28 protein-coding genes and 1 tRNA gene are annotated in these 26,399 nt (G+C 35.6%); 23 read left to right on the forward strand and 6 right to left on the reverse strand.

All coding sequences use genetic code 11. The features are described 5' to 3' along the window. Positions 1–72: 72 nt before the first annotated feature. Positions 73–149: transfer RNA gene (locus tag CMCT_RS04970), tRNA-Arg, on the forward strand. On the opposite strand, the gene CMCT_RS04975 is transcribed toward CMCT_RS04970, so the two are convergent. Genes CMCT_RS04975 through CMCT_RS04990 form a run of 4 tightly spaced genes read right to left on the reverse strand, consistent with a single transcriptional unit; the run spans position 150 to position 2,753 of the window. After that, positions 150–1,385 carry an RNA polymerase factor sigma-54 gene (locus CMCT_RS04975; RefSeq protein ID WP_034966891.1) on the reverse strand — a complete coding sequence of 412 codons (1,236 nt, stop codon included), beginning with the start codon at positions 1,383–1,385 and terminating at the stop codon, positions 150–152. A gap of 3 nt (positions 1,386–1,388) precedes the next feature. Further along, entirely contained in the window at positions 1,389–2,117 is a 729-nt protein-coding gene (gene lptB / locus CMCT_RS04980; RefSeq protein ID WP_034966889.1) for an LPS export ABC transporter ATP-binding protein, read from the reverse strand. After that, on the reverse strand, positions 2,110–2,511 hold the full coding sequence (gene tsaE / locus CMCT_RS04985; RefSeq protein ID WP_034966887.1) for a tRNA (adenosine(37)-N6)-threonylcarbamoyltransferase complex ATPase subunit type 1 TsaE: 402 nt from the start codon (positions 2,509–2,511) through the stop codon (positions 2,110–2,112). The genes lptB and tsaE overlap by 8 nt, the downstream gene beginning before the upstream one ends. Beyond that, a complete protein-coding gene (locus CMCT_RS04990; protein ID WP_034966886.1) occupies positions 2,508–2,753 on the reverse strand; it encodes an RNA-binding S4 domain-containing protein in 246 nt (81 codons plus the stop codon). The genes tsaE and CMCT_RS04990 overlap by 4 nt, the downstream gene beginning before the upstream one ends. An 84-nt stretch (positions 2,754–2,837) precedes the next feature. Between CMCT_RS04990 and CMCT_RS04995 the strand changes: the two genes are divergently transcribed. The 15 genes from CMCT_RS04995 to CMCT_RS05065 all read left to right on the forward strand — a co-directional run bounded on the left by CMCT_RS04995 (position 2,838) and on the right by CMCT_RS05065 (position 16,641). Beyond that, positions 2,838–4,061, forward strand: a complete 1,224-nt coding sequence (locus tag CMCT_RS04995) for an argininosuccinate synthase (protein WP_176325040.1) — start codon at positions 2,838–2,840, stop codon at positions 4,059–4,061. A gap of 167 nt (positions 4,062–4,228) precedes the next feature. Beyond that, positions 4,229–4,678, forward strand: coding sequence for a 50S ribosomal protein L9 (gene rplI, locus CMCT_RS05000; protein ID WP_034966883.1), 450 nt, complete (start codon positions 4,229–4,231; stop codon positions 4,676–4,678). Continuing rightward, positions 4,678–5,220 (forward strand): ATP-dependent protease subunit HslV, encoded by a 543-nt coding sequence (gene hslV, locus CMCT_RS05005; protein ID WP_034966881.1) that lies wholly within the window; start codon positions 4,678–4,680, stop codon positions 5,218–5,220. Before rplI ends, hslV begins: the two co-directional genes overlap by 1 nt. Then, on the forward strand, positions 5,220–6,542 hold the full coding sequence (gene hslU / locus CMCT_RS05010; RefSeq protein ID WP_034966880.1) for an ATP-dependent protease ATPase subunit HslU: 1,323 nt from the start codon (positions 5,220–5,222) through the stop codon (positions 6,540–6,542). The genes hslV and hslU overlap by 1 nt, the downstream gene beginning before the upstream one ends. 9 nt (positions 6,543–6,551) lie before the next feature. Next, complete coding sequence (gene era, locus CMCT_RS05015; RefSeq protein ID WP_034966878.1) at positions 6,552–7,421, forward strand: GTPase Era; 870 nt, start codon at positions 6,552–6,554, stop codon at positions 7,419–7,421. A 52-nt stretch (positions 7,422–7,473) separates the two neighbouring features. After that, a complete protein-coding gene (locus CMCT_RS05020; protein ID WP_176325041.1) occupies positions 7,474–8,970 on the forward strand; it encodes a PilN domain-containing protein in 1,497 nt (498 codons plus the stop codon). Beyond that, positions 8,967–9,584 (forward strand): type 4a pilus biogenesis protein PilO, encoded by a 618-nt coding sequence (gene pilO / locus CMCT_RS05025; RefSeq protein ID WP_051654812.1) that lies wholly within the window; start codon positions 8,967–8,969, stop codon positions 9,582–9,584. The genes CMCT_RS05020 and pilO overlap by 4 nt, the downstream gene beginning before the upstream one ends. Next, complete coding sequence (locus tag CMCT_RS05030) at positions 9,581–9,973, forward strand: hypothetical protein (protein ID WP_171994013.1); 393 nt, start codon at positions 9,581–9,583, stop codon at positions 9,971–9,973. The genes pilO and CMCT_RS05030 overlap by 4 nt, the downstream gene beginning before the upstream one ends. Further along, a complete protein-coding gene (mshL, locus tag CMCT_RS05035) occupies positions 9,954–11,450 on the forward strand; it encodes a pilus (MSHA type) biogenesis protein MshL (protein WP_034966871.1) in 1,497 nt (498 codons plus the stop codon). The genes CMCT_RS05030 and mshL overlap by 20 nt, the downstream gene beginning before the upstream one ends. Continuing rightward, positions 11,443–12,246 (forward strand): ATP-binding protein, encoded by an 804-nt coding sequence (locus tag CMCT_RS05040; protein WP_034966869.1) that lies wholly within the window; start codon positions 11,443–11,445, stop codon positions 12,244–12,246. Before mshL ends, CMCT_RS05040 begins: the two co-directional genes overlap by 8 nt. Then, entirely contained in the window at positions 12,239–12,892 is a 654-nt protein-coding gene (locus CMCT_RS05045) for a CDC27 family protein (protein WP_051654811.1), read from the forward strand. Before CMCT_RS05040 ends, CMCT_RS05045 begins: the two co-directional genes overlap by 8 nt. Further along, positions 12,889–13,416, forward strand: coding sequence for a hypothetical protein (locus CMCT_RS05050; RefSeq protein ID WP_176325042.1), 528 nt, complete (start codon positions 12,889–12,891; stop codon positions 13,414–13,416). The genes CMCT_RS05045 and CMCT_RS05050 overlap by 4 nt, the downstream gene beginning before the upstream one ends. Beyond that, positions 13,416–15,152 carry a GspE/PulE family protein gene (locus CMCT_RS05055; protein ID WP_034966866.1) on the forward strand — a complete coding sequence of 579 codons (1,737 nt, stop codon included), beginning with the start codon at positions 13,416–13,418 and terminating at the stop codon, positions 15,150–15,152. The genes CMCT_RS05050 and CMCT_RS05055 overlap by 1 nt, the downstream gene beginning before the upstream one ends. After that, positions 15,149–16,393: a type II secretion system F family protein gene (locus tag CMCT_RS05060; RefSeq protein ID WP_034966863.1), complete on the forward strand. Its 1,245-nt coding sequence runs from the start codon at positions 15,149–15,151 to the stop codon at positions 16,391–16,393. The genes CMCT_RS05055 and CMCT_RS05060 overlap by 4 nt, the downstream gene beginning before the upstream one ends. Next, entirely contained in the window at positions 16,390–16,641 is a 252-nt protein-coding gene (locus CMCT_RS05065) for a replication/maintenance protein RepL (RefSeq protein WP_034966861.1), read from the forward strand. Before CMCT_RS05060 ends, CMCT_RS05065 begins: the two co-directional genes overlap by 4 nt. On the opposite strand, the gene CMCT_RS05070 is transcribed toward CMCT_RS05065, so the two are convergent. Then, positions 16,616–18,433, reverse strand: coding sequence for a menaquinone biosynthesis decarboxylase (locus CMCT_RS05070; protein ID WP_034966860.1), 1,818 nt, complete (start codon positions 18,431–18,433; stop codon positions 16,616–16,618). The genes CMCT_RS05065 and CMCT_RS05070 overlap by 26 nt on opposite strands. 94 nt (positions 18,434–18,527) lie before the next feature. Between CMCT_RS05070 and CMCT_RS05075 the strand changes: the two genes are divergently transcribed. The 4 genes from CMCT_RS05075 to CMCT_RS05090 all read left to right on the forward strand — a co-directional run bounded on the left by CMCT_RS05075 (position 18,528) and on the right by CMCT_RS05090 (position 20,580). Continuing rightward, positions 18,528–19,097 (forward strand): hypothetical protein, encoded by a 570-nt coding sequence (locus CMCT_RS05075; RefSeq protein ID WP_034966859.1) that lies wholly within the window; start codon positions 18,528–18,530, stop codon positions 19,095–19,097. Positions 19,098–19,105: 8 nt separating this feature from the next. Next, on the forward strand, positions 19,106–19,744 hold the full coding sequence (locus CMCT_RS05080; protein ID WP_034966857.1) for a carboxylesterase family protein: 639 nt from the start codon (positions 19,106–19,108) through the stop codon (positions 19,742–19,744). 88 nt (positions 19,745–19,832) lie between these two features. Next, positions 19,833–19,994, forward strand: a complete 162-nt coding sequence (locus CMCT_RS05085; protein WP_176325043.1) for a hypothetical protein — start codon at positions 19,833–19,835, stop codon at positions 19,992–19,994. 70 nt (positions 19,995–20,064) lie between these two features. After that, positions 20,065–20,580 (forward strand): surface lipoprotein assembly modifier, encoded by a 516-nt coding sequence (locus CMCT_RS05090; RefSeq protein WP_051654809.1) that lies wholly within the window; start codon positions 20,065–20,067, stop codon positions 20,578–20,580. A 69-nt stretch (positions 20,581–20,649) separates the two neighbouring features. On the opposite strand, the gene CMCT_RS05095 is transcribed toward CMCT_RS05090, so the two are convergent. Continuing rightward, the gene (locus CMCT_RS05095) at positions 20,650–22,548 is read right to left on the reverse strand and encodes an HD domain-containing phosphohydrolase (RefSeq protein ID WP_176325044.1); all 1,899 of its coding nucleotides are present in this window, start codon (positions 22,546–22,548) and stop codon (positions 20,650–20,652) included. A gap of 337 nt (positions 22,549–22,885) precedes the next feature. On the opposite strand from CMCT_RS05095, the gene CMCT_RS09440 reads away from it, so the two are divergent. The 3 genes from CMCT_RS09440 to CMCT_RS05105 all read left to right on the forward strand — a co-directional run bounded on the left by CMCT_RS09440 (position 22,886) and on the right by CMCT_RS05105 (position 26,074). Next, positions 22,886–23,083 (forward strand): PepSY-associated TM helix domain-containing protein, encoded by a 198-nt coding sequence (locus CMCT_RS09440; RefSeq protein ID WP_280525189.1) that lies wholly within the window; start codon positions 22,886–22,888, stop codon positions 23,081–23,083. Positions 23,084–23,211: 128 nt separating this feature from the next. Then, on the forward strand, positions 23,212–23,994 hold the full coding sequence (locus CMCT_RS05100) for a PepSY-associated TM helix domain-containing protein (protein ID WP_280525198.1): 783 nt from the start codon (positions 23,212–23,214) through the stop codon (positions 23,992–23,994). Further along, positions 23,966–26,074, forward strand: coding sequence for a TonB-dependent siderophore receptor (locus CMCT_RS05105; protein WP_034966856.1), 2,109 nt, complete (start codon positions 23,966–23,968; stop codon positions 26,072–26,074). The genes CMCT_RS05100 and CMCT_RS05105 overlap by 29 nt, the downstream gene beginning before the upstream one ends. Positions 26,075–26,399 lie beyond the last annotated feature (325 nt).

Genomic DNA, 26,399 nt, shown 5'->3' on the forward strand with positions numbered 1-26,399 from the left:
TTTAATAAAATTTCAAATATATGCTATTTTTAAGGAAAGTTTGCGTATAATCACAACTCTTTAATTTATTGTGCGCTCGTAGCTCAGCTGGATAGAGCATTTGATTGCGGTTCAAAAGGTCAGAGATTCGAATTCTCTCGGGCGCACCACTATCCTTTCATTTCATAGACTCGTTTTCGTTCGCTAGAGCTTCCTATATTTAGCATTTGTCTGTATTTTGTGATAGTTCGCCTAACTATGTCTATGTTAAATTCCTTTTTAATTAACTCAACGATTTTAAGATCACTAAGTGGTTTTTTTGGATTTTCTTTATTGATGATTTCAACCAAAAATTGCTTTATCGCTTCGTTTGAAACGTCATCATCAATTGCCGTTGCAAAAAATTTCTTAAGTGGTATCGTCCCACGTGAACAGAGTAGATATTTATTTGCTATCGCACGACTTATGGTTGAGGGGTTTCTTGCTATATCATCTGCGATATCCTTAAGCCTCATCGGTTTTATCTCGCCACCAAAAAAGAAGTCGTATTGATACTCAACTATCATTAAGCCAATCTTATAAAGCGTGGCTTTTCTCATTTCAAGTGCGTCTATTAAATCCTTTGCCTCTTTTATCCTGTTTTGGACAAACTCACTCTTTATATCAAGTGCGTCAAGTACTATCTCAGGGTAAAAATCATCGTTTAAGCTCACGCTAATGCCGTTTTCATCGTTATTTATGATGATATCAGGCGTAACTTGTGCTGAGTCATTTATAAACTCAATGGCTGGTGGATTTTTTAGCTTTTTTACTAAATTTATAGCATTTTCATACTCTTTTTGCTTTGTAAATTTGGCTAAATCGTCAAAATTTTCTATTAAAATTTTAGCAAAATCATAGCTTTTATCATCAGAGTAAAGCTCATCAAGCTGAAACAAAAAGCTCTCTTTTAAGTCCTTTGCTCCAACACCAACAGGCTCTAAATAGGCAAATCTTTTGCGAATTTTCTCAACTTCATCACTATTAAAACCAGCTAAAATTTCATCATCATACTCAAAATAGCCCTCATCATTTATGCATTCAATGATTTTTTTTGCTATCGTTTGCGATTTTTGTGTGGGAAAAAGTGGTGGATTTATTTGATTTATCAGTGTTTGCCAAAGGCTATCTTTTTGCACGACAACGGCTTCAAGCGTATCTGAAACCGAGTTTTTAGAAATTTCTTTAAAGAAGTTTTTTTTAGGCACTTTTATGCGATTTTCAATCGTTACAAAGGGATTTTTTTCGCAAAAATTTTCTAAATTTTCTTTTAGTTCATCAAGATTTACGCTTAAAAGCCCAAGCCACGACCTTAGCGTGGTGTTTAGCTTTGATTTTTGGGTGTTTGCCTGTTTTACACGAAGCATTTTTTACTCTAAGAGTTTAAACTCTTCGCCAAGGTAGTGTGTGCGGACATTTTTATCGTTTGCAACCTCGTTTGCACTGCCACTAGCTAGAAGTGAGCCATCTTTTATGACGTAAGCTCTGTCGCAAATAGCTAGGGTTTCACGCACGTTATGATCGGTTATTAACACGCCGATACCTAAATTTTTAAGATCCCTTACGATACTTTGAATATCACTAACAGCAATTGGATCAACACCCGCAAAAGGCTCATCAAGAAGTAGAAATTTTGGCGTTATCATCAGGCTTCTAGCGATCTCGCAACGCCGTCTTTCGCCACCGCTTAAACTTACACCCTTTCTTAGACGAATAGGCTCAATGTTAAGCAGTTCAAGCATCTCATTTACCTTTTGTTCGCACTCTTTTTTATCTTTATAAATCAGCTCGGCACCCAAAAGTAAATTCTCTTCAACGCTTAAATCTTTAAATATTGAAGACTCTTGTGGCAGGTAGCCAATGCCCATCTGGGCTCGTTTATGAAGTGGCACAGCAGTTACATCTTTATCATCTAAAAACACCCCGCCACTACTTGGACTAATTAGCCCACAAATCATATAAAATGTGGTCGTCTTACCAGCACCATTTGGACCAAGAAGCCCTACAACTTCACCACTTTTTATCTCTAAACTTATGCCTTTTATAATCTGCGTCTTTTTTATCGTTTTTTTAAGCTCTTTTACTTGTAATTTATGCACCACTAACCTCGTATTTTCTTGCGTTTTGTTCTAAATTTATCGCTATTTTTATGTATTTTAAACGATAATTATTTAAAATTTTCTCTAAATTCTCATCGCCCCACTCAACCAAATGAAGTCCATCTTCAAAAAAATTCTCAACCAAGCCATTTTTTATAAGTCCGTCCGTGCCGTTTTGATAAATATCGTAGTGATAAATCGTCCCAAATTTACCAGTATAACTTTGCATTACCGAAAATGTCGGAGAGCTTACATTATCATCTACGCCGTGAAATTTAGCTATGTGTTTAACAAGCGTCGTTTTGCCACTTGCAAGTGTGCCAACAAGCAAGATAATGCCCTGTTTTGGCAGAGTTTTAACCAGCTCTTTTAGCTCATTTTCTTTTAAAATCATAGCTGTTTTACATACTCACTTTGCGCTGATTTTGGGATTGATTTTGTTGTTGGGATAGCTAGTACTTGATAACTTATCTCATTTGTTATAAATTTTATCGTGATTTTATCGCCGATTTTTACGTCTTTACTAGCTTTTGCGACCACGCCATTAATGCTAACGACACCACTTTTGCACATATCTTCTGAAACCGCTCGTCGTTTTGTTATATTTACGACATTTAAAAATTTATCCACTCTCATAACTCGGATTTTAGCCAAATAAAGCTTAATTAAAACATTTTTTTTATAAAATCGTCCAACTTATAATATCAAAGGAGATGCACTATGAAAAAAGATGTTAAAAAGGTTGTTCTAGCCTACTCTGGCGGACTTGATACGAGTATTATTTTAAAGTGGCTTCAAGATGAGTATAAATGCGAAGTCGTAACATTTACGGCTGATATCGGTCAGGGCGAAGAGCTTGAACCAGCAAGAGTTAAGGCATTAGAGCTTGGCATAAAACCTGAAAATATCTTTATTGAGGATTTAAAAGAAGAATTCGTGCGTGATTTTGTATTTCCTATGTTTAGAGCAAATGCCGTGTATGAGGGAGAATATCTGCTTGGTACATCAATTGCACGTCCATTAATCGCTAAACGACAAGCTGAGATTGCCTCTTTGGTAAGAGCTGACGGCGTTAGTCACGGAGCTACTGGCAAAGGCAACGACCAAGTCCGCTTTGAGCTTGGATATTACGCACTTGGCGATAATCTTACAATAATCGCTCCTTGGCGTGAGTGGGAGTTAAACTCACGTGAAAAATTATTAGCTTATGCAGAAAAAAACGGCATAAAAATAGAGAAAAAACCAGGCAAAAGCCCATACTCAATGGACGCAAATTTACTTCACATCTCATACGAGGGCTTGGTGCTTGAAAATCCAGCAAACGCCCCTGAAAAAGATATGTGGCGATGGACGACTGATCCAAAAGACGCACCAAATGAGAGCGAGATAATAGAGATCGGCTATGAAAAAGGCGACCCAGTTAGTATTAACGGCAAAAGACTAAGTCCGGCTGAAATTTTAACCGAGCTAAACCGCCTAGGTGCAAAGCACGGCATAGGCAGACTTGATTTGGCTGAAAACCGCTCAGTTGGTATGAAAAGCCGAGGTTGCTATGAAACACCGGGTGGCACGATAATGCTAAAAGCGCACAGAGCCATTGAAAGCATTACGCTAGATCGTGGTGCAGCTCACTTAAAAGATGAGCTTATGCCAAAATACGCCGAGCTAATTTATAACGGCTACTGGTGGTCGCCAGAGCGTTTAATGCTTCAAGCTTTAATTGACAAGAGCCAAGAGAATGTAAATGGCTGGGTTAAAGTTGAGCTTTATAAAGGCAATGTCATCATTTTGGGTCGCGATAGTAAAACCGATAACCTATTTAACGAGGCATTTAGCACCTTTGAAGAGGATAATGTTTTTGATCAAAAAGACGCGAATGGCTTTATAAAACTAAATGCGCTTCGCTTTATAATCGGCAAAAAAGCTGGTAGAAAATTTAAATAATTTTGGTAAGAAAGCTAAAATTTTAAAAAACAAAAAAGCGAAAGTATATTGCGATAAAATTAAATGTTGCGACGAAATTTCGCCTAAGGTTAGACTTTTGGCGAAATTTTACAGCTCATTTAAAGACGTGCAAAAAAACGACGCTAAAAATTTAAAAAAGGATATAGATGAAAGTTTTATTAATAAAAGATGTAAAATCACTTGGCAAAGCTGGTGAGATAAAAGATGTAAAAGACGGCTATGCAAATAATTTTTTAATAGGCAAAGGCTTAGCAAAAGCCGCTACGCCAGATGTTTTAAGACAATACGAGGCCGCACAAAAACGCAAAGCCGAGGAGCAAAAATACGAACTAGCCAATATTGAGAAGCTAAAAGCCGAGCTTGAAAAGATAAAAGTTGTCATTAAAAAACCGCTTGGTGCAAATGGAGCGTTGTTTGGCTCGGTTTCAAAAGATGAAATTTCAGCTGAGCTTGAAAAATCACACCACTTAATCGTGGATAAAAAGAGCATTGAAATTGAGAGCGGACACCTAAAAGCGGTTGGAATTTACACGCTTGATGTGCGTTTAGGACAGGGAATTCACGCTAGTTTAAAAGTAGAAGTTGAGGGCGAGTAGTGTTTCACGCAACGACCATTTTAGCCTATAAAGGCAAGGATAAATCCGTAATCGGCGGAGATGGGCAAGTAAGCTTTGGAAACACCATTTTAAAGGGCAATGCCGTTAAAATTCGCAAAATCAAAGACGGCAAAGTCCTAGCTGGTTTTGCAGGCAGTACCGCTGACGCGTTTAACCTTTTTGATATGTTTGAAAAACACCTTGATGCTACAAAAGGCGACCTTTTAAAGGCTGTTGTTGAGTTTAGCAAAGAGTGGCGAAAGGATAAGTATTTACGCAAACTTGAAGCTATGATGCTCGTTTTAAACAGAGAGAAAATTTTCTTACTTAGTGGGACTGGCGATGTTATTGAGCCAGAAGACGGCAAGATAGCAGCGATTGGCAGTGGCGGAAACTACGCACTTTCAGCAGCACGCGCCCTTGATAAACTAGCCGACATTGACGCTGAAATTTTAGTCAAAGAGAGCCTAATGATAGCTGGAGAAATTTGCATTTACACAAATACAAACATAAAAACTTACGTGATTGAGGATGAAAAATAATGAATATGACACCAAGGCAGATTGTTGATTTTTTAGATGATTATGTCATCGGACAAAAGGACGCTAAAAAGATAATCGCAATCGCACTAAGAAATCGCTACCGCAGAATGAAGCTTGAAAAAGAAATTCAAGATGACATAATGCCAAAAAATATCCTAATGATCGGCTCAACAGGTGTTGGTAAAACCGAGATTGCAAGACGGCTTTCAAAAATGATGGGACTGCCATTTGTAAAGGTTGAAGCCAGTAAGTACACCGAAGTTGGCTTTGTGGGACGTGATGTTGAGAGTATGGTAAGAGATCTTGTAATGGCGTCTTTTAATCTCGTAAAAAGCGAGCAAAGCAAGAAAAATCAGGATAAAATCAACGCCCATATTGAAGATAAAATCATCAAAAAATTACTCCCACCGCTACCAAAAGGTGCAAGTGATGAGAAAATGGCTGACTATGAGCGAAGCTATGAAAAAATGGTGGCGAAATTTAAAAACGGCGATTTAGATGATTTAAACATTGAGATTGAAATACAGCAAAACGCCCTTGATACTAACTCAAATATGCCACCTGATATGGCTCAAATGCAAGAGAGTTTTATCAAAATCATCGGCATTACAAATAAGAGCGTTAAAAAAGAGATGAAGGTTAAAGACGCCAAAAAAGCCCTTCAAGCCGAAGCGAACGAGAAAATTTTAAATATTGAGGATATTAAAACCGAAGCATTAAGACGCGCTGAAAATGAGGGCATAATTTTCATTGATGAGATTGATAAAGTAGCCGTTAGCAGTGGCAATTCTGGTCGCCAAGACCCAAGCAAAGAGGGCGTCCAGCGTGATTTACTTCCTATTGTTGAAGGCTCACTTGTAAATACTAAATTTGGCAACATTAAGACAGATCACATCTTATTTATCGCTGCTGGTGCTTTTCACATCTCAAAGCCAAGTGATTTAATCCCAGAACTTCAAGGACGCTTCCCACTTCGCGTGGAGCTAAGCAGTCTTGATGAAAAGGCACTTTATGCGATTTTAACCCAGCCAAAAAATTCACTCTTAAAGCAATACACAGCACTTTTAAAGACCGAAAACGTTGAGTTAAAATTTGACGATGAAGCGATCAAAGAGATAGCCAAAATCGCTCAAAACGCAAACGAAAGTATGGAGGATATCGGTGCTAGACGGCTTCACACCGTGATTGAGCGTGTAATAGAAGACATTAGCTTTGAAGCTAGTGAAAAGAGTGGCGAAAGTATCGTAGTTACGGCTGATCTGGTAAGAGAGCGACTAAATGACGTCGTAAAAGATCAGGATTTAGCAAGATACATTTTATAAAGGCAAAATTTGAAGTCAGGCTTTGTAAGTATAATTGGTCGCACAAACGCTGGTAAAAGTTCGCTTTTAAACGCACTTTTAAACGAAAAAATCGCCATAGTTTCGCATAAACAAAATGCGACAAGGCGAAAGATAAACGGCATAGTTATGCACGAAGAGGACCAAATTATTTTTATTGATACGCCCGGACTTCATCAGAGCGATAAAATTTTAAATAAACTTATGGTTGAAGATGCCATAAAATCAATGGGCGACTGCGATGTTATCGTGTTTTTATTAACTATTCACGATGACATTAGCGACTATGAGAAATTTTTAAGTTTAAACCCACAAAAACCGCACATTTTAGTTTTAACTAAGGTTGATGAGGTTAAAAATGACAAGGTTTTAGCCAAAATTTCTGAATACTCAAAATTTCAAAGCCATTTTGTCGCTCTGGTGCCATTTAGCGTAAAATCAAAAAGCTATCAAAAACCGCTCCTTGATGAGATTGCTAAAATTTTGCCAGAGCACCCATACTTTTTTGATCCTGAGTTTATTACAAACACAAATGAAAAAGAGATTTTTAGGGAGTTTATCCTTGAAGCCATTTATGAAAATTTAAGCGATGAGATCCCTTATGGTAGCGACGTTTTGATTGATAAGGTCATAGAAAAACGTGATATAACTGAAATTTACGCCACAATCATAACCGATACAAACAGCCACAAAGGCATAATCATCGGCAAAAACGCCCAAACCATAAAGCGTATCGGCATAAATGCACGAAAACTTATCTCAAATTTAACCCAAAAAAAGGTCTTTTTAAAGCTAAACGTCCTTGTTAAAAAAGGATGGAGTAAGGATGAAAATCTTATAAAGAAATTTAATAATTATTAAATTTTAAAACTAAAAATTATATAATATTAGATAAAAATTTTTAGGGCTTTGTGTGTTTAGTATAAAAAATATCGCTTCAAACATCATCACTATTGATTCATATGCCGAAACTAGCTTTATTTTTAGTGGCGGCATAAGTCTTTTTAGTATCACACAGCCACTATCTCTAAACAAAAACAACCTTTACATATCATACATAAAATTTAAACAGCTTATGTATGCTAGTATCGACGTGCCAAAGGGCATAAAAGATGATGAAATTTTAAATATCATCACAACCAAAACATATGAAGAGCTTGGACTTGACGCGTCACTTGAGTATAAAATAGCATACATTCAAAGCCCAGAAGATAACCAAAATACAATCACATTTAACGTATTTGCCGCTGATAATAAAAGCCTAAATCAGCAGTTTATCTCGGTTGCTAAAAACACAGCGTGTATAGACTATCTGCTTCCAGCGCCACTGCTTTATAACGCACTTTATAGAAGCGAAATTTTAAGCTCTAAGGGCGATTTTGCCGAGTGTTTTATAAATTTATCAAAAGATGACGCGTTTATTGCGGTTTACAAAAATGGCGAGTTTATGACCACAAAACCGCTTAGATATACGCTAAATTTCATAAAAGATAAATTTAGCGAACTAACTGGCGAACGTATGAGCGAACAGCTGTTTTTTGAGAAATTTGCAAACGCAAATATATTAAGCGATGATGAGTTTAGTAAAAATTTAAAGCAAATTTTAGATGAGTATTTTGCCTATATTTACGACATAATTCACAGCATAGAGCGAATACACTCGGTTCATCTTGGCTCTATTTTTTTAGACACTACGTTTTTTAACACTTCAATTGGCGAACTCGGCGAGAAAATACTAGAAAGAACACTAAATCCGCTTAAAACTGGAATTAATTTTAAACACCAAAATTTTAGCAACACTCACACCCTTATGATGCTTTATGGCAAAAATCAAAAGCTACTTGAAGATGAGCTTAACTTCTCTATCTTTAAGCGTCCAGAGCCACTTTATAAAAGGCAGAGTGGACAGCTTTTAATAACCTGCCTTGTAGCTGGAGCGTTAGCCTTTTTATATCCGACATATAACTACGCAATGGGTTATTATTACAAGATAAAAGAGCAAAATTTGCAGTCAAAATTTGAAGAAGAAACGCAAAAAATAGCCCAACTAAAACAAGAAAGCTTGGAGATAAAAGATAGAGAAAAAGAGCTAAAAGATAAAATTTCAAAAGAGCAAGAGAAGCTAAAAAGCAGACAAGAGCTTTTAGAGCAAATCGTAAAAAAGAAAGAGTATTACACGATGAAAAGCGCCCTGCTTTACGATCTTGGAAACGCTATGTATGAGCATAACGTCCTCTTAAAAAGCTTTGCGCTAAATGAAAACAACGTCACTCTTGAAGTAACTAGTAGCGATAATAAACAGATAACAGATCTCATAACCTACATAAGCAATGGTTACACAGTTGATACAAAGCAAATTAAACGCACTCAAAACGGCTTTGACTCAAATATCAGCGTGGGGCTACAATGAGCCTACTTAGCAAGATAGATGCGTATTTTGAAGCAAAGAGCAAAAACGAAACAAAGGCGATATTTTACACAAGTGCCATTATATTTGCGTTTTTAATCTACCTATTTTTTTACGACTCGTCCGCTCTATTTTTAGAACAGAGTAAGGTCGCTTACAAACGCTCAGAGCTACGCACAAAAGAGCTAAACCTTAATATGCCAAATCAAAACGAACTAACACAAAACAACAAGAGTATAGATAATCTAAAATCGCTATTTAACGACACAAACGCACAAAATGAATACTTTGACTCAAAGCTAAAAGAGCTATCATTTTTGTTATTTGACGAGCAAAGTTGGGCTAAATTTTTAAATCAAATCATAGTTGACGCCAAAGATAGCAACGTAAATATACTAAATTTACAAAACAATCAAAAATCCATAAATCAAAATATCGTATCTGAAAATTTAAAAATAGAGCTAGAGCTAAGTGCAACATACCAAAATTTGCTAAATTTCATAAATAAACTAGAAAGCTCAAAGCTTGTCGTTGAGATAAATAAACTAAATATAAGTAGCGATAAAAACGAGCTAAAAGCCAGTTTAAGCCTTAGCGTCTGGGGGATAAAGTATTGATAAAATTTACACTTATTGCCCTGTTTACAACTTTTGTATTTGCAAACGAGCAACTTAAAAAATATGACAAACTTTTTGAAAATTTCAAAACCCAGCGAATCGGTCTTGAGCAAAAAGAGATAGAGTCAGCAAAAGATCCTTTCATAAAACAAAGCATAGATAGAAATTTAAAAATCGAGCCAACAAGGCTAGAACAGCCATTTGCTCTGCAAGCCATACTTGGTAACAGAGCAAAGATAGATGGCGTATGGAGAGCCGTTGGCGATAGTTTTGGCGGATATAAGGTGCTTAGCATAGACGCAAGGGGCGTTAGTTTGTCAAAACAAAATGGCGAAAAAATCGAGTTAAAATTAGTAAAGGACGGCAAAATTGAGATTAAAACTAGGTAAAATTTTACTCTCTTTAGTGTTTATTTTAAGCTTTGAGCAGAGCCTATTTGCAAAAAGTGTGTGCGTAAATAAAAATTTTAGTATGAAATTTAAAAGCGAAGTTACACTAAATGAGGTATTAAACGAGCTTTCTGATATGTGTAGCTTTAGCGTCGTAGCAAAAGATCAAGCCGCAACAGCTATTCTGCAAGAAAATCTCCACGCCACGAACATAAACAACCTTAGCCTTAGCGAGGTCTTTGCCCTACTCTTAACAGAGCGAAATTTAAGCTACGAATTTAACAAAAATATATTAAAAATTTCATCCTTTATCACAAAAAGCTTTAAAATCGACTACATTACCTCAATTAGAGAGGGCATTTCTACGACGAAAGCTTCGGTGGATTCAGCACCTATTGAAGTTGGGAACTCAAACTCATCAGATGAAGATGAGAAAAAGCAAGATAACATGATAAGAACCACTGAGAAATTTGACTTTTGGGAGAAGCTAGATAGCGAAATAAAAGCCGTTTTAAACAATCCAAACGACAAAATCATAGCGCCAGATCCAGTGATAAATCAAAACGCAGGGCTTGTAACAATAACAGCCACGCCAACACAGCTAAAACGCGTAGAAAAGTATATCCAAGACCTTCAAAAAAGGCTAAAAAAGCAGGTAATTATAGACGTTTCAATAATTGCTGTCGAGCTTAAAAATGAGTATAAAAAGGGCGTTGATTGGTCTAAATTTGAACTAGGATTTAACTCATATATCGGTAACGACCCTACCACTTCATCTGGCTTTACGACGACACGAACTGGCTTTAACTCGGGCTTTACAAGCACTATTAATTTTGCAGCAAATTTAAATCTAAATTTAGACGGAGTGCTAAATTTTTTAGACACAAACGGCAAAGCAAAGGTAATCTCAAGCCCAAAAATCACAACACTAAACAACCAACAAGCTCTAATCTCAGTTGGAGATAATATAAACTACCGAGTCCAAGAAGAAACAGAGCGCCCCTCAGCCTCATCAGTTACTTCAAGAGTAACCACGACATATAAGCAATACTCGGTATTTGTAGGAATTTTACTAAATCTACTGCCTGAAGTATCAGATGATAATAAAATAATGCTACGCATAAATCCGAGCCTAAGTAGCTTTAAATACAGAGAAGATGACGCAAAACAAAGGAGCGTTCGCGAGATAGCGCCAGATACAAACCAAAAAAAGCTCTCAACGGTCGTGCAGGTAAATAGCGGAGATACGATCATACTTGGCGGACTTATAGGGCAAACTAAGGGCAAGGATAACACCTATGTGCCGTTTTTATCGGCCATACCGATAATAGGAAACGCGTTTAGCTCGACAAAAGACATCACATCAACAACCGAGCTTATCTTTATCATAACGCCTAGAGTTATCGATCCTGATACAAAAACCGATATCTCTCAGTCGCTAAAAGACCTAGGTTTTTCAAAGTCGATAAATGAGTAGTTTTACAAAGACAAAAGAGCTGTTTTTAGACGAAACAAAGGATAACTTCATAGGTCTTGCAAATTCGCTTAGTTGCTATGAAAGGATAACTCAAGCGCTAGAAAAACCGCTAAAACTAATACTATTTTACGGCAAACCAGGAAGCGGAAAGACCTTTTTGCTACAAAAAATAGTAGATGATTTAAACGATGATAAAATTTTATTTTTCAAGCGTCCATTTTTTAACGAAGCCGATTTTATCAACGCTCTAAATGAGAAAATTTTTAGCAAACACTTGCCTGATGTAAAAAGTTTTGAAAATTTTATGTATTATTATACGCAAAATTTTACATACAATGAGAGCGAAAAGCTAAAATTTCAAAAGACAATCATACTTGATGAGGCTCAATTATACCCAAACGATCTGTTAGAAAAGATACGTCTAATGGCTGACAGTAGGTATTTTAAATTTATATTTACCGTTCATAAAACCAGCGATGAGGAGCTTTTGGCAAAGGGGCATTTTCTAACTAGAATTTGGGAGAGCATAGAGCTAAAAAATGCCGATGTATCGGAGATCAAACTATATTTGCTAAAAAAATTAAAAGGCTGTGAGATAGCTTTTAATGATGATGATATAGCCCTAGCAAACGAGCTTTGCTACTCAAATTTAAGAGAGCTAAACAAACTAATGTATAAATTTTTAGACATCTGCCAAACATACGAGCACTACCGCCCGTCAGCACTAACAGAGCCAAATTTTAATCAAAAGGCACTATATATGTCAGCCATATCTTTAGGGATTATCAATGCTTAGTCTAAACGAGCTAAATGAGTTAGAGCTAAAATTTGCTAAATTAAACACAAACAAACCAGCAAAAAATAACACCTACAAATACGCAATAGTCGCCGTTTTATCACTCATCTTAATACTCTCATCAGTGCTATTTTTTACTAACAAAAAAGAGCAACCAGTAGAGCAAAATTTAACACTCCAAAATGAGATAGATGAGGTCATAAAAAACAGCAAAAACGATGAAAAATCGGGCGAAAAAGAGCAAGGATATCTACAATTATCGCACATACAAACATCTGAAATTTTTAGCACTCAGCCAGAAGCAAACACCAAAACAAAGCCAAAAATCAAAATAAAAATGGACGACGCAAAAGATAGCAAACATAGCCAAAAAGAGCAATTTAGTCAGACCAAAGATATACAAACAGCCCTATCTATCGCACAAGAATATCTAGATAAAAAGGACTACACAAACGCACTTGAGTGGTCGCTACACGCAAACGAGATCGATAAACAAAACAAACAAAGCTGGATAATCTTTGCAACAGCAAAATATCACTTAGGACAAAAGCAAGACGCTCTACGTGCCTTACGTACATACAATAGCGATAAAAACCACAAAGATATAAATTTACTAATACGACAGATACAAAATGGAAGTCTATGAAAGCACTCATACTACTATTACCTATATTTTGTCTAGCCATTGATATCGAGGCTAGTTTTAACGCCAAAGACTACAAAGCCGTCTGCTCTATCGAGGCTCAAAGTATCGTTGCAAACACGAGCAATGAGGGCATAATAAATATGTATGGGATAGCCTGCCTAAAAACACACATGATAAACGCCCTAGCCCTACCCGCAGCAAAACTACGCTACACGCCACAAGCTAGGCAAAATTCAGCCTATTTTGCAGATATTTTGCTTAAAAAAAAGCTACTTTTACACGCATTAATTGATAATGTCGACATAAGCTACGTAAGACTTGCAAAGAGCGATTATATACTATCTATGATATTTGATAGATACGTTAAGGGCGATTTTAACGTAGTAAATGATAGCTTGATTTTTGAGGAGCAAAACTCAGATACGTTTTACGAGATTGAAATTTTTGCAGAAAATTTACCACCAAAAATCACACTAAAAACATACAAAGACAATCAAATAATATCAACCATCGAGTATTACTAATGAACAACACGGAAAAAACACTACTATCATTTTTAAGCCAAAAGCTAACAGATGAGCAGTTAAACACCATAAATACCATAAAAGAAAGCACAGACAAGGCTTTGGTTGAAATTTTATCCGATTTTTTAAGCGAAGATGACTTTATTGGTAGCTGTGCCGAGCTATTTCGTAAAAATAAAATCAACATAGATGAGATATGTAAAGATTTAGAGCTAGACGCAAAAATCTTTTTAAAGTTTGTATCTAAAATATACAAAATAGAATTTTTTAACCTTGATAATATCGACCTTGACTATCGTATCGCAGAGAGAGTAAATATAGCCCAGCTTAAGCGATTTGACGCACTGCCGATAAAAGAGGATGAGATTAGCGTATATGTCGCGTTTAAAAACCCTTTTGACATTATTGCTCAAGATAGCATACAATCGCTTTTTAACAGAAAACTTCTTAAAATCGTCCTAGCAGACCCATCTCAAATCAAGCGATACATAAACAAACTCGAGCTAAACGAGAGTATAAAAGATATCATCGCAGATATTAGAAAAGAGCTATCAAGCTCCGCAAATTCTACTACAAACAAAAATTCCAGCATCTTAAAACTCATCGAAGTCATCCTAAAAACAGCCATCCAGCAACGAGCAAGTGACATCCACATAGAGCCAACAGAAACAAACTGCATAGTAAGAAGCCGTATCGACGGTATGCTAAGCGAAACTTTTATATTTGATAAAGATATCTATCCACCTATGGTAAGTCGCCTAAAACTGCTATCAAATATGGATATAGCCGAGCGTAGAAAACCGCAAGACGGCAGATTTTCCGCGCAAATTTTAGAGCGTGAATATGACTTTCGTATCTCAACCCTGCCTATTATAAACGGCGAGAGCATAGTTTTAAGGGTGCTTGATAAGTCAAAAGTTATTGTAAGTCTTGAAAATTTAAGCATGAACGAAGGGGACTTGACAAAATTTCAAAACGCTATGAAAGCCCCTTATGGCATAGTTTTAGTCACTGGACCAACAGGTAGTGGTAAAACGACTACCTTATACGCAGGACTTAATGAGATAAAAAACATAAAAACAAAAATCATAACGGTTGAAGATCCAGTTGAGTATCAGCTAAATTTAATCCAACAAGTAAACGTCAATGAAAAAACCGGACTTAGCTTTGCAAATGCGTTACGCTCGATTTTAAGGCAAGATCCTGACATAATAATGATAGGCGAGATACGAGATACTGAAACTTTACGTATAGCCATACAAGCAGCACTTACTGGACATTTGGTATTTTCTACACTGCACACAAATGACGCCATTTCAGCACTTCCTAGAATCGCAGATATGGGGATTGAGCCATATCTCATAAGCGGTGCATTAATCGCGATTGAAGCTCAACGCCTAGTCAGAAAGCTCTGCCCTCACTGCAAGCAAAAAATCTCCCTGCCAAAAACAACAATGCAAAATTTAGAGCCGTATCTTGGCACACAGTATCAGTTTTACACCGCAGTTGGCTGCGAGCAGTGCTTTAGGACTGGATATTTGGGTCGGGAGATGATAAGTGAAATTTTACCTATAACAAACAGCATTCAAACATTAGTAGCAAACAGAGCAAGCAAAGATGAGATAAGAGAAGTGGCTGTAAAAGAGGGTTTTAAAGATATTTTTACAGATGGGGTTTTAAAGGCTGCTTGTGGGATTACAAGCATTGAAGAGGTTTATAGGGTTGCTAAGATATGAGTTTTACGCAAATAGAGCATAATAAAAACGGCAAACGTCAGCAAATCATCATAAAAGCTAAAAATAAAAGTGAGATAAAAACCATCTCAAGAAGCAAAAACTATGGCACACTCATCAAAGTTGGTCAAAAAAATAGTGTAGAAACTGGAAGCATTTTTTCAAAAATCGGCAAAAATTTAAAAGATATATTTTTTCCAAACAGGATAAAAACGCCAATGCTAGTAGCCACTATAAGACAGCTTGGAGTTATGAGCAATGCCGGAATTTCAATACACGAAAGCATTAAAGAGGTAGCAAGATCTAGCGATGATAAAAGGATAAAATATATCTTTGAAACTATAGCAGAGGATCTAAATCAGGGACTAAGCCTAAGCTTATCAGCACAAGCGTTTAAAACCGAGCTAGGAGATGTAAGCCTTGCGATGATAAAGCTTGGAGAAAGCACTGGAAATATGGGCGAGAGCCTACAAAAACTAGCCAACATTTTAGCAAACGTTTGGGACAATCAGCAAAAATTTAAACGAGCGATCCGCTATCCTGGCGTAATCGTCGCATCCATCGTGGTGGCGTTTTTTATCATAATCACTCAAGTTGTGCCAAAATTTAAGGAGGTTTTTGAAAGCTTTAATGCGACACTTCCATTACCAACAAGAGTACTATTAAACACAGAAAATTTTCTAAATTCTTATGGTATTTTTTTGATATTATTTATTATTTTTCTGATTTTTTTTGGCAAATATAAATACAAAAATGACGAGAGCTTTAAAAGGCTTTTTGATAAATATATACTCAAGGTCTATCTAATAGGCAATATCATTTTTTACTCAAACATCTCACGCTTTTCTCTAATCTTTACAGAGCTTATAAAATCAGGTGTGCCAGTTTCAGAAGCACTACAAACAGCGACACAAACGATATCAAACGATGAGTTAAAAGAGTGTCTATCTAGTGTTAAAATTTTAGTCGGTAGAGGTGTTAGCCTAACGCAGAGCTTTAATGAAACTGGGGTGTTTGAAAGTATGCTTATACAGATGATAGGGGCTGGGGAGCAAAGTGGTAACCTAGATACAATGATGCAAAATGTCACAGATTATTTTGAGTCAAAATTTAACAATATCATCGACAATATCTCAACATATATCGAGCCTATTTTACTTACATTTTTAGGCTTTATCATCGTTCTTTTGGCACTTGGTATATTTATGCCGATGTGGGATATCTCTCAGGCGGTCAAGACGTGAGTGAGCAGATAAAATTAGCCATTTTTAGTGCTATTTTAGGGGACAAAAAGGTTAGAATTATTGATTTTATATCTCAAAATGTAGATGAAAATGGCTTTTTAAATATTACAATTTCAGAGCTTTGCAAAACTCTAGATATAAGTAAACCAACGGCGATTGCAACGTTTAAAATGTTACAAAACGCCGGGGTCTTAAAACGCATAAAAAATGGCGTTTATGAACTTAGCCAAAAATCTCAAATTTGCTAAACAACTCAGGTTCGTTTTTCACCACGCCTTTTTTGATTAGCTCATCAACGACTGCTTTGGTGCAGTCAGTCTGTTTTGGCCACTCTCTATTAAAGCCATCAATCCTGCCCTTAATACTAGCATCAACCAAAACTCGCCCGTCTTTTACGTAAATGTCACGAAGAGCGTCAATGTGATTAACCAAACGCCAAATTAGTATATAAATGTTATCAAGTCGCACCTTTTCGCCGTTACATTCGCTAAAAAATATTAGAATTTTAAAATACTCGTTAAACTCGTTAAGCTCGTTAAAAATCTCATCTGCCCTGCGATTTTTTGAAATTTTAACCACACAAACCGGGCTTTTTGTATCGGTTTTGTATTGTTTAAGCTCTAAAATTTCATCGCTTTTTGCCCTAAATTTCGCTAAAAGTAACTCGTCGCTTAAAATTTCAGGCACAAACTCGCAAAAATCAGCCGTAGCGTCAATGCCAAGCTTACCACCAAAACAAGCGTTGGGCGAAGCGTGATCAAGCTGGTCACAAACCCCCTCGCTAATAAGCATAGATTTAGTCCCAAAGCGGTTTAAAACGTAGCTTGAAATGGCGTCAAAATCGCCTAAATTTGAAGCATTCTCATCAACAAAAATGGCGTGTTTTACAAAGCTCATCTGCCCCACACCCCAAAATGCGTGCATTGCTTGTTTTGCGTGAGCTGGATAAAGCACGTTTAATTTTGCCAAAATTAAATTATGAAATACGCCATTTTCAGGCATATTATAATCAATTAGTTCAGGCACACTGGTGCGAAGTAGTGGCAAAAAAATACGCTCGGTTGCGTGTCCCATAAATTTATCTTCAAGTGGCGGTTTGCCAACGACAGTGGCTGTAAAAATCGGCTCTTTTTTATGCGTAATGGCAGTTACGTCCATAACTGGAAATGGCAAAATCGGCGTATAAAAGCCGGTGTGATCACCAAAAGGGCCTTCAAGCTCAAATTTAGCAGTATCTACAAAGCCCTCAATAACAAAATCAGCATCGTGCGGGACATAAATGTCGTTTGTTATTGACTTTACAAGCTTTGCCGGGCTTTTACGGATAAAGCCATAAAGCAAAAGCTCAAAAATCCCTTTTGGTAGCGGAGCCTGACCGCACCAAATATAAAGCGGATCGCCACCAATTGCAACTGAAACTGGCATTTTTAGCCCTGCACGTTTATATTCATTAAAGAAATTTGCGCCGTCTTTATGAATTTGCCAGTGCATACCTAGGCGGTTTTTATCATAAATTTGAAGTCTATACATACCTAAATTTGCTAAATTACCATCAATGCTTTGCGTATAAACCTGCCCCATTGTAATAAAATTGCCGCCGTCAAGCTCCCACGTTTTAAGAGCTGGTAAATCAAGCAAATTAACACTATCTTTAAGATTTATCACCTCTTGACACGCCCCACGCCCACTTAGTTTTTTTGTAAAAATTTTACGCATACTAAACAGATAGCTTAAAAAATCAACCTTTTGTTTAAAATTTTGTGGCTTTTTTGGCTTTAAAAGCGATTCAATCTCACCTGCTATCTCATCAGGCTTCTTGCCTAAAATCAGCTCTGTTGCACGAAACGAACCAAAAATATTTGTTAAAACTGGCGGATATTTTTTGCCATTTTTATCAACTACGTTTTTAAACAAAAGTGCCTTGCTATCAGCCTTTTTAACCTCAATGTAACTTGCGTGAGCGATTTCTAAATCAATACTGACTGGCTCGTTAATCTCTCTTAAAAGATCGTTTTGACGTAAAATTTCTATGTAGTTCATCTAAAAATCCTTAAAATTTTATATGATTATAGTCAAATTTTCTTTTTCTTAACAAAAAAGTTATAAAATCGCCGAAATTTTATAAGGAGAGATGATGATTTTTAAAAAATTAACTGCTACTTTGCTCTTAGCAAATTTTGCATTTTGTGCTCAAAATGCCGACGTTACGGCTGTTGGCAAGGTCTTTGGCGACGGCTTAAAACTTGATAAAGTTATCATAAAATATGACGCGCCGCTTGATGAAAAATCGGCAACTTCGTGCAATTTTAAGGTAAGCGATGAGAGTAAAGACCGAGTGATAAAATATATAAAAGTAGATAATGATAGCGTGATTTTAACGCTACAAGAGCTGCCTTTAATTGATAGCTCAATCGCGCCAAAACCAGATAAAGAAAAACGTCAAAAAATGGGGCAAAATGGACCGGTTTTAGATAGTAAGGGCAACCCACAGCCACTCAAACAAATCACAGCAAAAGTAAAGCAGCAATCAGAAATTTTAGCCAAAAATGGCAAAATTTACGCCCCACAAACGCTAAATGCAAACCACGTTAAACTGCCTATAATTGATGAGTTTAGGCAAGAAAATTTCACATATAATGGCATTAGTTTAAACTACAACCTTTTCGTGCCAAAAGATTATGACTCAAATAAAGCTATCCGCTAATCCTTTTTATGCACGATGCTGGCGTTGTTTCACCTGATATTAACGCAACGCTATTTCAGGGATTAGGAGCTATAAAATTTGCAAGTGATGAGTGGCAAAATGACAATCCTAGCTTCGTTTTAGCACCACAATTTGACAGGGTTATCGTTGATGATAATTTTAAAACCAGCAAAACACTTGATGTGGTTATAGAGCTGATAAAATCGCTTCAAACTAGGTTTAACATAAACGAAAACAGAATTTACAACACCGGTCAGTCAATGGGTGCGATGAGCTCACTCGCACTTGACGCAAAATATCCAAATTTTTTCGCCGCTTCTTACATTTTAGCTGCAAAATGGGATACACAAATTTATAAAAATGTGGCAAATCAAAACCTTTTCATAGCCGTTTCAGACGGCGATACGAGTGCGAAAAATAGCATGCAAGAGCTTGTTAAAAAGATAGAAAGTTTAGGCGTTTGCGTTAAACAAACAAATTTTAATGTAGAAGATAAAATTTTAGCAAACAAAAAGATAGATGAGCTAATAAACGATGATTGCCACGTGTATTTAACAATTTTTGACGGCGGTTCTCATCGCCACACTTGGCTACACGCCTATGAGCTAGATAGTGCGTTAAAATGGGTCTTTACTCGCACAAAGTAAAGATAGTTTTTTATCAAAAATTAACCTAAAAATTTATTACAATGCAAACAAATTGTCAATAAGGAATTTCTCGTGATTAGGTTAATTTTTGCCCTTTTTTGGGCTTTATACGTGGCTTTTTGGTAGCATTGGCTCTATCGTTTCGCTTGATGGCGAAGTAAAAATCATAAGAGAAAACAAGAAATTAGGGCGAAAAATGGCATTGAACTTGAAGAAAAAGATCTCGTTTCAACCGCTAAAAATTCAATAGCAAAAATTATGGTAGCGTAGAGGCAAATAGAATTTGGCTTGATGATAGCGATTATCTAAATACCTACTCTTTGCTTTTTAAACTTGATTATAAAATCAACGAAAAGATAATTAGCAAAAGCAAAATTAGAGTATCAAAAAAGAATTTTATAAAATCTGATTATAAATACAAAAACGCACTAAACTACACGCTTGAAACAGCACTAGGCTATGATAGCAACACCTTTGGCGTAACGACACTCGGGCTGTTTTTGGGTAGCGAAAATAGATTAAAAGGCAAACCTCATCCAAATGTTGATTATAATCTATTTGGCATAAACCTGCAAAATTTATACCAGCTCACACCAAAAACATCGCTTATCACATCGGCTGAGTATCACAACGAACGATACAAAGCGACTGAAAATTTTCTATACGGCACAAAGCGTAAAAACGATAAAATCGCTTACGAAGCTGGACTAATGCAAAATCTTGGTGGCGGATTTGCCCTTGGGCTAAATTTTCGCTACACCGATACAAACTCAAACCAAAGCATATATGATTATCAAAAATACACAATTAAAGCAAATTTATATTACAGCTTTTAGGCTTGATTATCATTTCAAAAACGCCATAAACTAGCTTAAATCAAATAAAAATACAAGGCAAAACAGCTTTTAAAACTCATCAACCTGCTCAGGCGATAGCTCTTCTTTAACATATTGTTTTAAGGCGTCGCTTGTTTTAAAAAATTCTAACATCTGCTTATCTATCTCGTTTCTATCAGCCATCGCATCAAGTATGCTAAACGCCTCAGATAGCTTCATCGCACCCTTATATGGGCGAGAATGCGACGTAAGTGCCTCAAAAATATCAGCTAGGATCATTATCCTATCTTCAAGCGTCAAATCAGCCTCGCTTAGCCCCCTTGGATAGCCCTTGCCGTTTAGCTTTTCGTGGTGATTTACGGCGATATGAAAGACATTTTGATATTTTTTAGGAAACGGCAGGACTTTTAACATATCAATACTAAGCTGTGCGTGCGAATTCATCACGTCCTTTTCTTCTTTTGTTAGTGTGCCTTTTTCTATTAATAGATTATATCTTTCTTGTTCTGAAAGCAAATACGCCTTTATGCCCTCACGCATATATGTGTATTTTGACATTAAAATTATGCGTTTTGTATCCTCAACACGCATAAATTCAGAGCCTTTATTTACCTTTTGGATAAATTTCATATCATCATCAAGCTCTTTTATCTCAGCGTCAAACTGCTCTTTTGAAATTTCGTTTTTTAAAAACAAAATCTCTTTATCACGCTTTATAATTTCAAGTCTATCTTTAATAAGCTCAATGCCGTCAATTATTCTTTGAAGTTTTGTCGCCTTATCCATTATCGTTTCTGGCATTGAAATTTTACCTATATCGTGTAGCTTTGCAGCTAGTTCAATCTCGTCCATATCGGCTTTTGAGTAAGTTACGTCCTTATAAATCGTCTTATCGTTGCTAATTGAAGTGGCGATTAATGGGGCTAGTTTTGCCATTTTTGTAATGTGATTTATTGTGTGCTTTGACTTTGCGTCAATTGCACTTGCGATTGTTGAAACAAAGGCGTTTAAAAACTCTTCAAGACTTAAAATTAGTTGCGTTGTCGTAAGCACCATACCGGCTTGGCGAGAGAAAATTTTAGCGATTTTCTCGTCCGTTTTGTTATAAATTGTCGCTTCATTTTTATTTGAAATTTTATTTATAAGCTGAATCACGCCGATGACCTCGTTTTCGTGATTTACAAGCGGTATTGTTAGCATTGATGATGAGTGGTAGCCGTATTTTTCATCAAACGCCCTAACCCCTTCAAAATCATACTCATTTGAGTTATAAACATCAGATATATTTATCACCTTATTTTCTAAGGCTGAAATTGTAGCTATCATTGTATGATTTGGAGTGGTGTCATCTAAATAAAGTGGGAGCGAATCCCAAAGTTTTTCGCCATTGTGTCCGCTTAAATGAATACCTAAACTCTCGTTTTCAATAACCTTAAAATCAAGAAATTTTCTATCTGGTGAAATCATATAAAGTGTGCCACCATCGCTATGAGTAAGCTCTCTTGTGTAGGTTAAAATCATTTTTAAAATTTCATCTAAATTCTCTTCATCTGCTAACTCTAAATTGATATTTAAAATTTTCTCAAATTGAGCTTGTGGCGAAGTAAAGGGTTTAACGACGCTTTTTTTGATATTTATCTCATCACCATCTTCTAAAATTTTATCATTTTGTCCAAGCAACGAAAGCTCTTTTAGCTCATGCCTAATCTCTTCTAAATAGACCGGTTTTATGTGATATATAATCGGCGTAATAAAAAGTCCGTCAAAATTTAGCGTATCAGATTGTGAAATTTCACAAAAACCAAGTGCAACTTCGCCGTTTGATAGTTTTATCTTTGAAAAATCGGGCCAAATTTCGTTGTTAAAAACGTGTGTTTTTATGGAATTTAATGTATCTTTTGAGCCATAAAGTTTTAATGTTTCTTGACGTTGCTCAAAAAATCCATCAATTAAAAACGGCAGATCCATAATATGATCAGCGTGCGCATGCGTTATAAAAATATGATTTATCTCAACCGACTCGTCGCCAATGGCACTTATTACGTTACCAGCGTCAATTAAAACGCTTTTACTTAACCTAAAACACGTTGAGCTTGACCCTTGAGTCTTGCTACCGCCAGCACTAAAATTTTATATTATCCATCTAAAAACCTTTAAAAAACTGCGAACATTTTACAAAAAATCAAATAAAAAAAATAGTTAGTTTTAAAAATTTGTTTTTTGCCTTTAAAATTTTGATAATGAATTTAAAAAATATTAAAATTTTTAAAATAAAATGCTGCTTTAAAAAAGGAATATTATAATAATGAGTATTAAAAATACAGCTTATAAAATTCACACTTATTTATCACTAGCAATCTGTATTTTATTTACAATAATCTGCATAAGTGGCTCTTTGTTAGTGTATAAAGATGAGCTTAATAGCCTATTTTCGCCAAATACAACAGATATAATAAAAGGGGGGGGGAGGGGGAGCAAAGGCTTAGTGTTGATGAGCTTGTAAAAATTATAAATAGCCACTATAAAAATTATGAAATAGTTGGCATAAATATTGATAAAAACTCGCAAAAAAACTACAAAATTTGGCTCATAAAACACGACGACCCACAAAAAGAGTGGTTATTTACATACATTAACCCAACTAACGGAAAAATCACACTAGAACCGACACCTCACGACGAGGGATTTTGGGGCATTTTACTACATGTTCACGAAATTTTACTAATTGAAAATGGTGGCAATTTTATAGTCGGTATCATTGGGATTTTATCAATTTTAGTGCTTTTTAGCGGTTTTATTATTTATAGAAATTTTTACAAAAATTTATTTCTTTTAAGACGAAAAAATTTAGCCATTTTTATGTCTGATATACATAAATTTATAGGAGTTTTTTCTACACCTATTTTATTAGCAACCGCAATAAGTGGCATTTGGTGGGAATTTAGACTCTTGTTTATGCCAAATTTTGATAATTCAAATTTCATCATAGATAATAAAATTTACAATAAATCAATCTCGCTTGATGATTTAATAAAACGAGCAAACGACGATTTAAAGGGGTTTAACACACATTATATTAGTCTTCCATTTTTTGATGGGGCAAACATCAGACTTTTTGGTTATGTAAAAACTCAAAATTTCTTATTTAATGAGTATTCATCGCAAATTATTTATGATAAAACTAATGCAAATTTAGTTCAAATACAAGATATTTCAAAACAAAATTTAAATGAAAAATTTTTAGAAACATTCAGAAAAGCACATTTTGGTAACTATAATCAATTTACTAAATTATTATGGTTTTTAGCTGGACTTTCACCACTTATTTTAACAATTTCAGGCATTTATCTATGGATAAAACGAAAAAATTTAAAAGGAGAGAAAATTGAAAAAAACCATATTCTTAGTTGCTAATTTGGCATTTATATCTAATCTTTTAGCAGATGAGCAAAAGGAGCTACAAGGGATTTATATCACCGCTTTTATTAGGCAAGATGATGTAAATTATCAAGCAAAAGAGCTTGTAAAAAGCACGACAAGGCTAAATTTAAGCTCACGCCAAACCCCACAATCACTAAGTGTTATAACAGAAGCTAGATTAAAAGACTCAAACATAAACGACTATCAAGTCCTGTTAAAAAGCATACCAGGTGTTACGCTAAATAAGTGGGACGAGAGAGTTTATCCAAGCGCTAGGGGCTTTAAGATAGATTATTATTTGCTTGATTCTATGCCTAGTTTTGGCGGTTTTAGTCTAGGTGCAAATGATATGAGTTTGCTACCTTATGAGCGAGTTGAAGTTGTAAAAGGAGCAAATGGCTTATTAGCAGGTGCTGGCAATCCAGCTGCTAGTTTAAATTTTATACGAAAAAGAGCCGATAGTAAAGAGCTAAAAGGTAGTTTTAGCCTAAATGCCGGCAGCTACGATAAATACGGCATAAACGCCGATGTTTCAAGTCCGCTAAATGCTGACGGCTCAGTTCGTGCTAGAATTTTATTCTCACACGATGATGCTAAGTCATATATGGATTATTACAACCGCCACAACACCGCAATTTATGGCGTTTTAGATAGCGATATATCTGATAATTCGTGGCTTAGTTTGGGCATGTTTTATCAAGAGCTAAAAAGACATGGGATTAGATGGGGTGGTATGCCAGCCTTTAATGCTGATGGTAGCAGACGAAATTTTAGCAAAAATGAGATATTTTCACAGCCTTGGACTAGATGGGATTTAAAGACGCTTGATTTTTATGCCGATTTTAGGCACTACTTTTTAAACGAAGCTAGTTTAAATCTCTCATACTCATTTAGGCGTGCAAATACCGACTCAAATCTACTTTACTACGGCGGTAAAGTAAATAATGACAACACCAAAAATATGCAAGATTTAAGCATTTATGCAAACAAAAGAGAAGAGAAAATTCACAACATTGACGCCTACATAAACTTACCATACGAAGCGTTTAAATTAGAGCATGAATTTGTATTTGGTGCTATGTATAACCTTTATAAACAAGGAGATGATGAAGTAAGTAGTTACTGGCATAACAAAACCACACCAGCTGGCATAGCCTACACAACAAATAGCGTAATAGATTTTAGCAACCTTTATTTAAGCGACCCAAAATTTGCATATAAAAATCAAAATAATGCAAATAAAACCACGCAAAAGGCAATCTATTTTGCAAACAAACTCTCACTTACTGATGAGTTAAAATTTCTACTTGGAGCAAGACTAAGCTACTATAAATATAAAGAAAATGGTGGCAAGGGCAACAGAAATTTCACAAATGAACTAACACCATATATTGGCTTAACTTACGATTTAGGACAAAATCACACGCTTTATACAAGCTACACAAGCATTTTTAAACCACAAAGTGTTAAGGACGCAAATGATAAATACCTTGATCCAATCAACGGCAAGGATTATGAAATAGGCATAAAGGGCGACTATTTTGACGGAGCATTATCTGCTAGTTTTGGACTTTTTAGAATAGAACAAGATAAGTTAGGCGTGGATACTGGACGCAAAAATTCTGCCACTGGCGAGTCTATTTATGAGGCTAAAAAAGGCGTTACAAGCAAGGGTTTTGAGATAGACGCAAGTGGCAATATCACAAAAAATTTCACAATCAGCGCCGGACTAACTCACTTTAACGCAAAAGACGCAGAAGGCAAAAAATACGATACCCAATCATCAAGAACGACAGCAAATTTATTTGCAAAATATAAAATTGGCGATTTTAGAATCGGCGGCGGACTTGAATATAAAAGCAAAATTTACGTAGAAAGTGGCAATACAAAAATAACGCAAAATGCATACACTTTGGCAAATTTAATGCTTGGCTACAATATAAGTAAAAATTTTGACATCCAACTAAATGTAGACAATCTCTTTAATAAACGCTACTTTGAAGGCATTGGTGCTAACAAAATGGTTTATGGCGACCCACGTACATTTAATCTAAAATTTTCATACAATTTTTAAAACTTAACCTCTTTAAAGGGGTTAAGTTTTGTCCTTACAAAAAAAACAGCACACTTAGTCTCTTAAAAGAGATTGCAAATTTATAATTTTTTGGCCTTTCTAATCCCCTTAAAATCGGCAATAGCCAATTCGCAGAGCAATTTTTAACAATTTGTTAAATTTAGAGATTTTATTTATCTATTTTCATTGTAATTATAGTAAAGCACATTTTTGCATGCTTTGTTTTGCAAGTAATTTTAGTATTTTATCCTGTGATTTATATATTTTTTTATAATATTATTAAGATATTAACGCCTAAATTACAATACAAATTTGCGTATTTATA

Source organism: Campylobacter mucosalis (assembly GCF_013372205.1).
Lineage (GTDB): Bacteria > Campylobacterota > Campylobacteria > Campylobacterales > Campylobacteraceae > Campylobacter_A > Campylobacter_A mucosalis.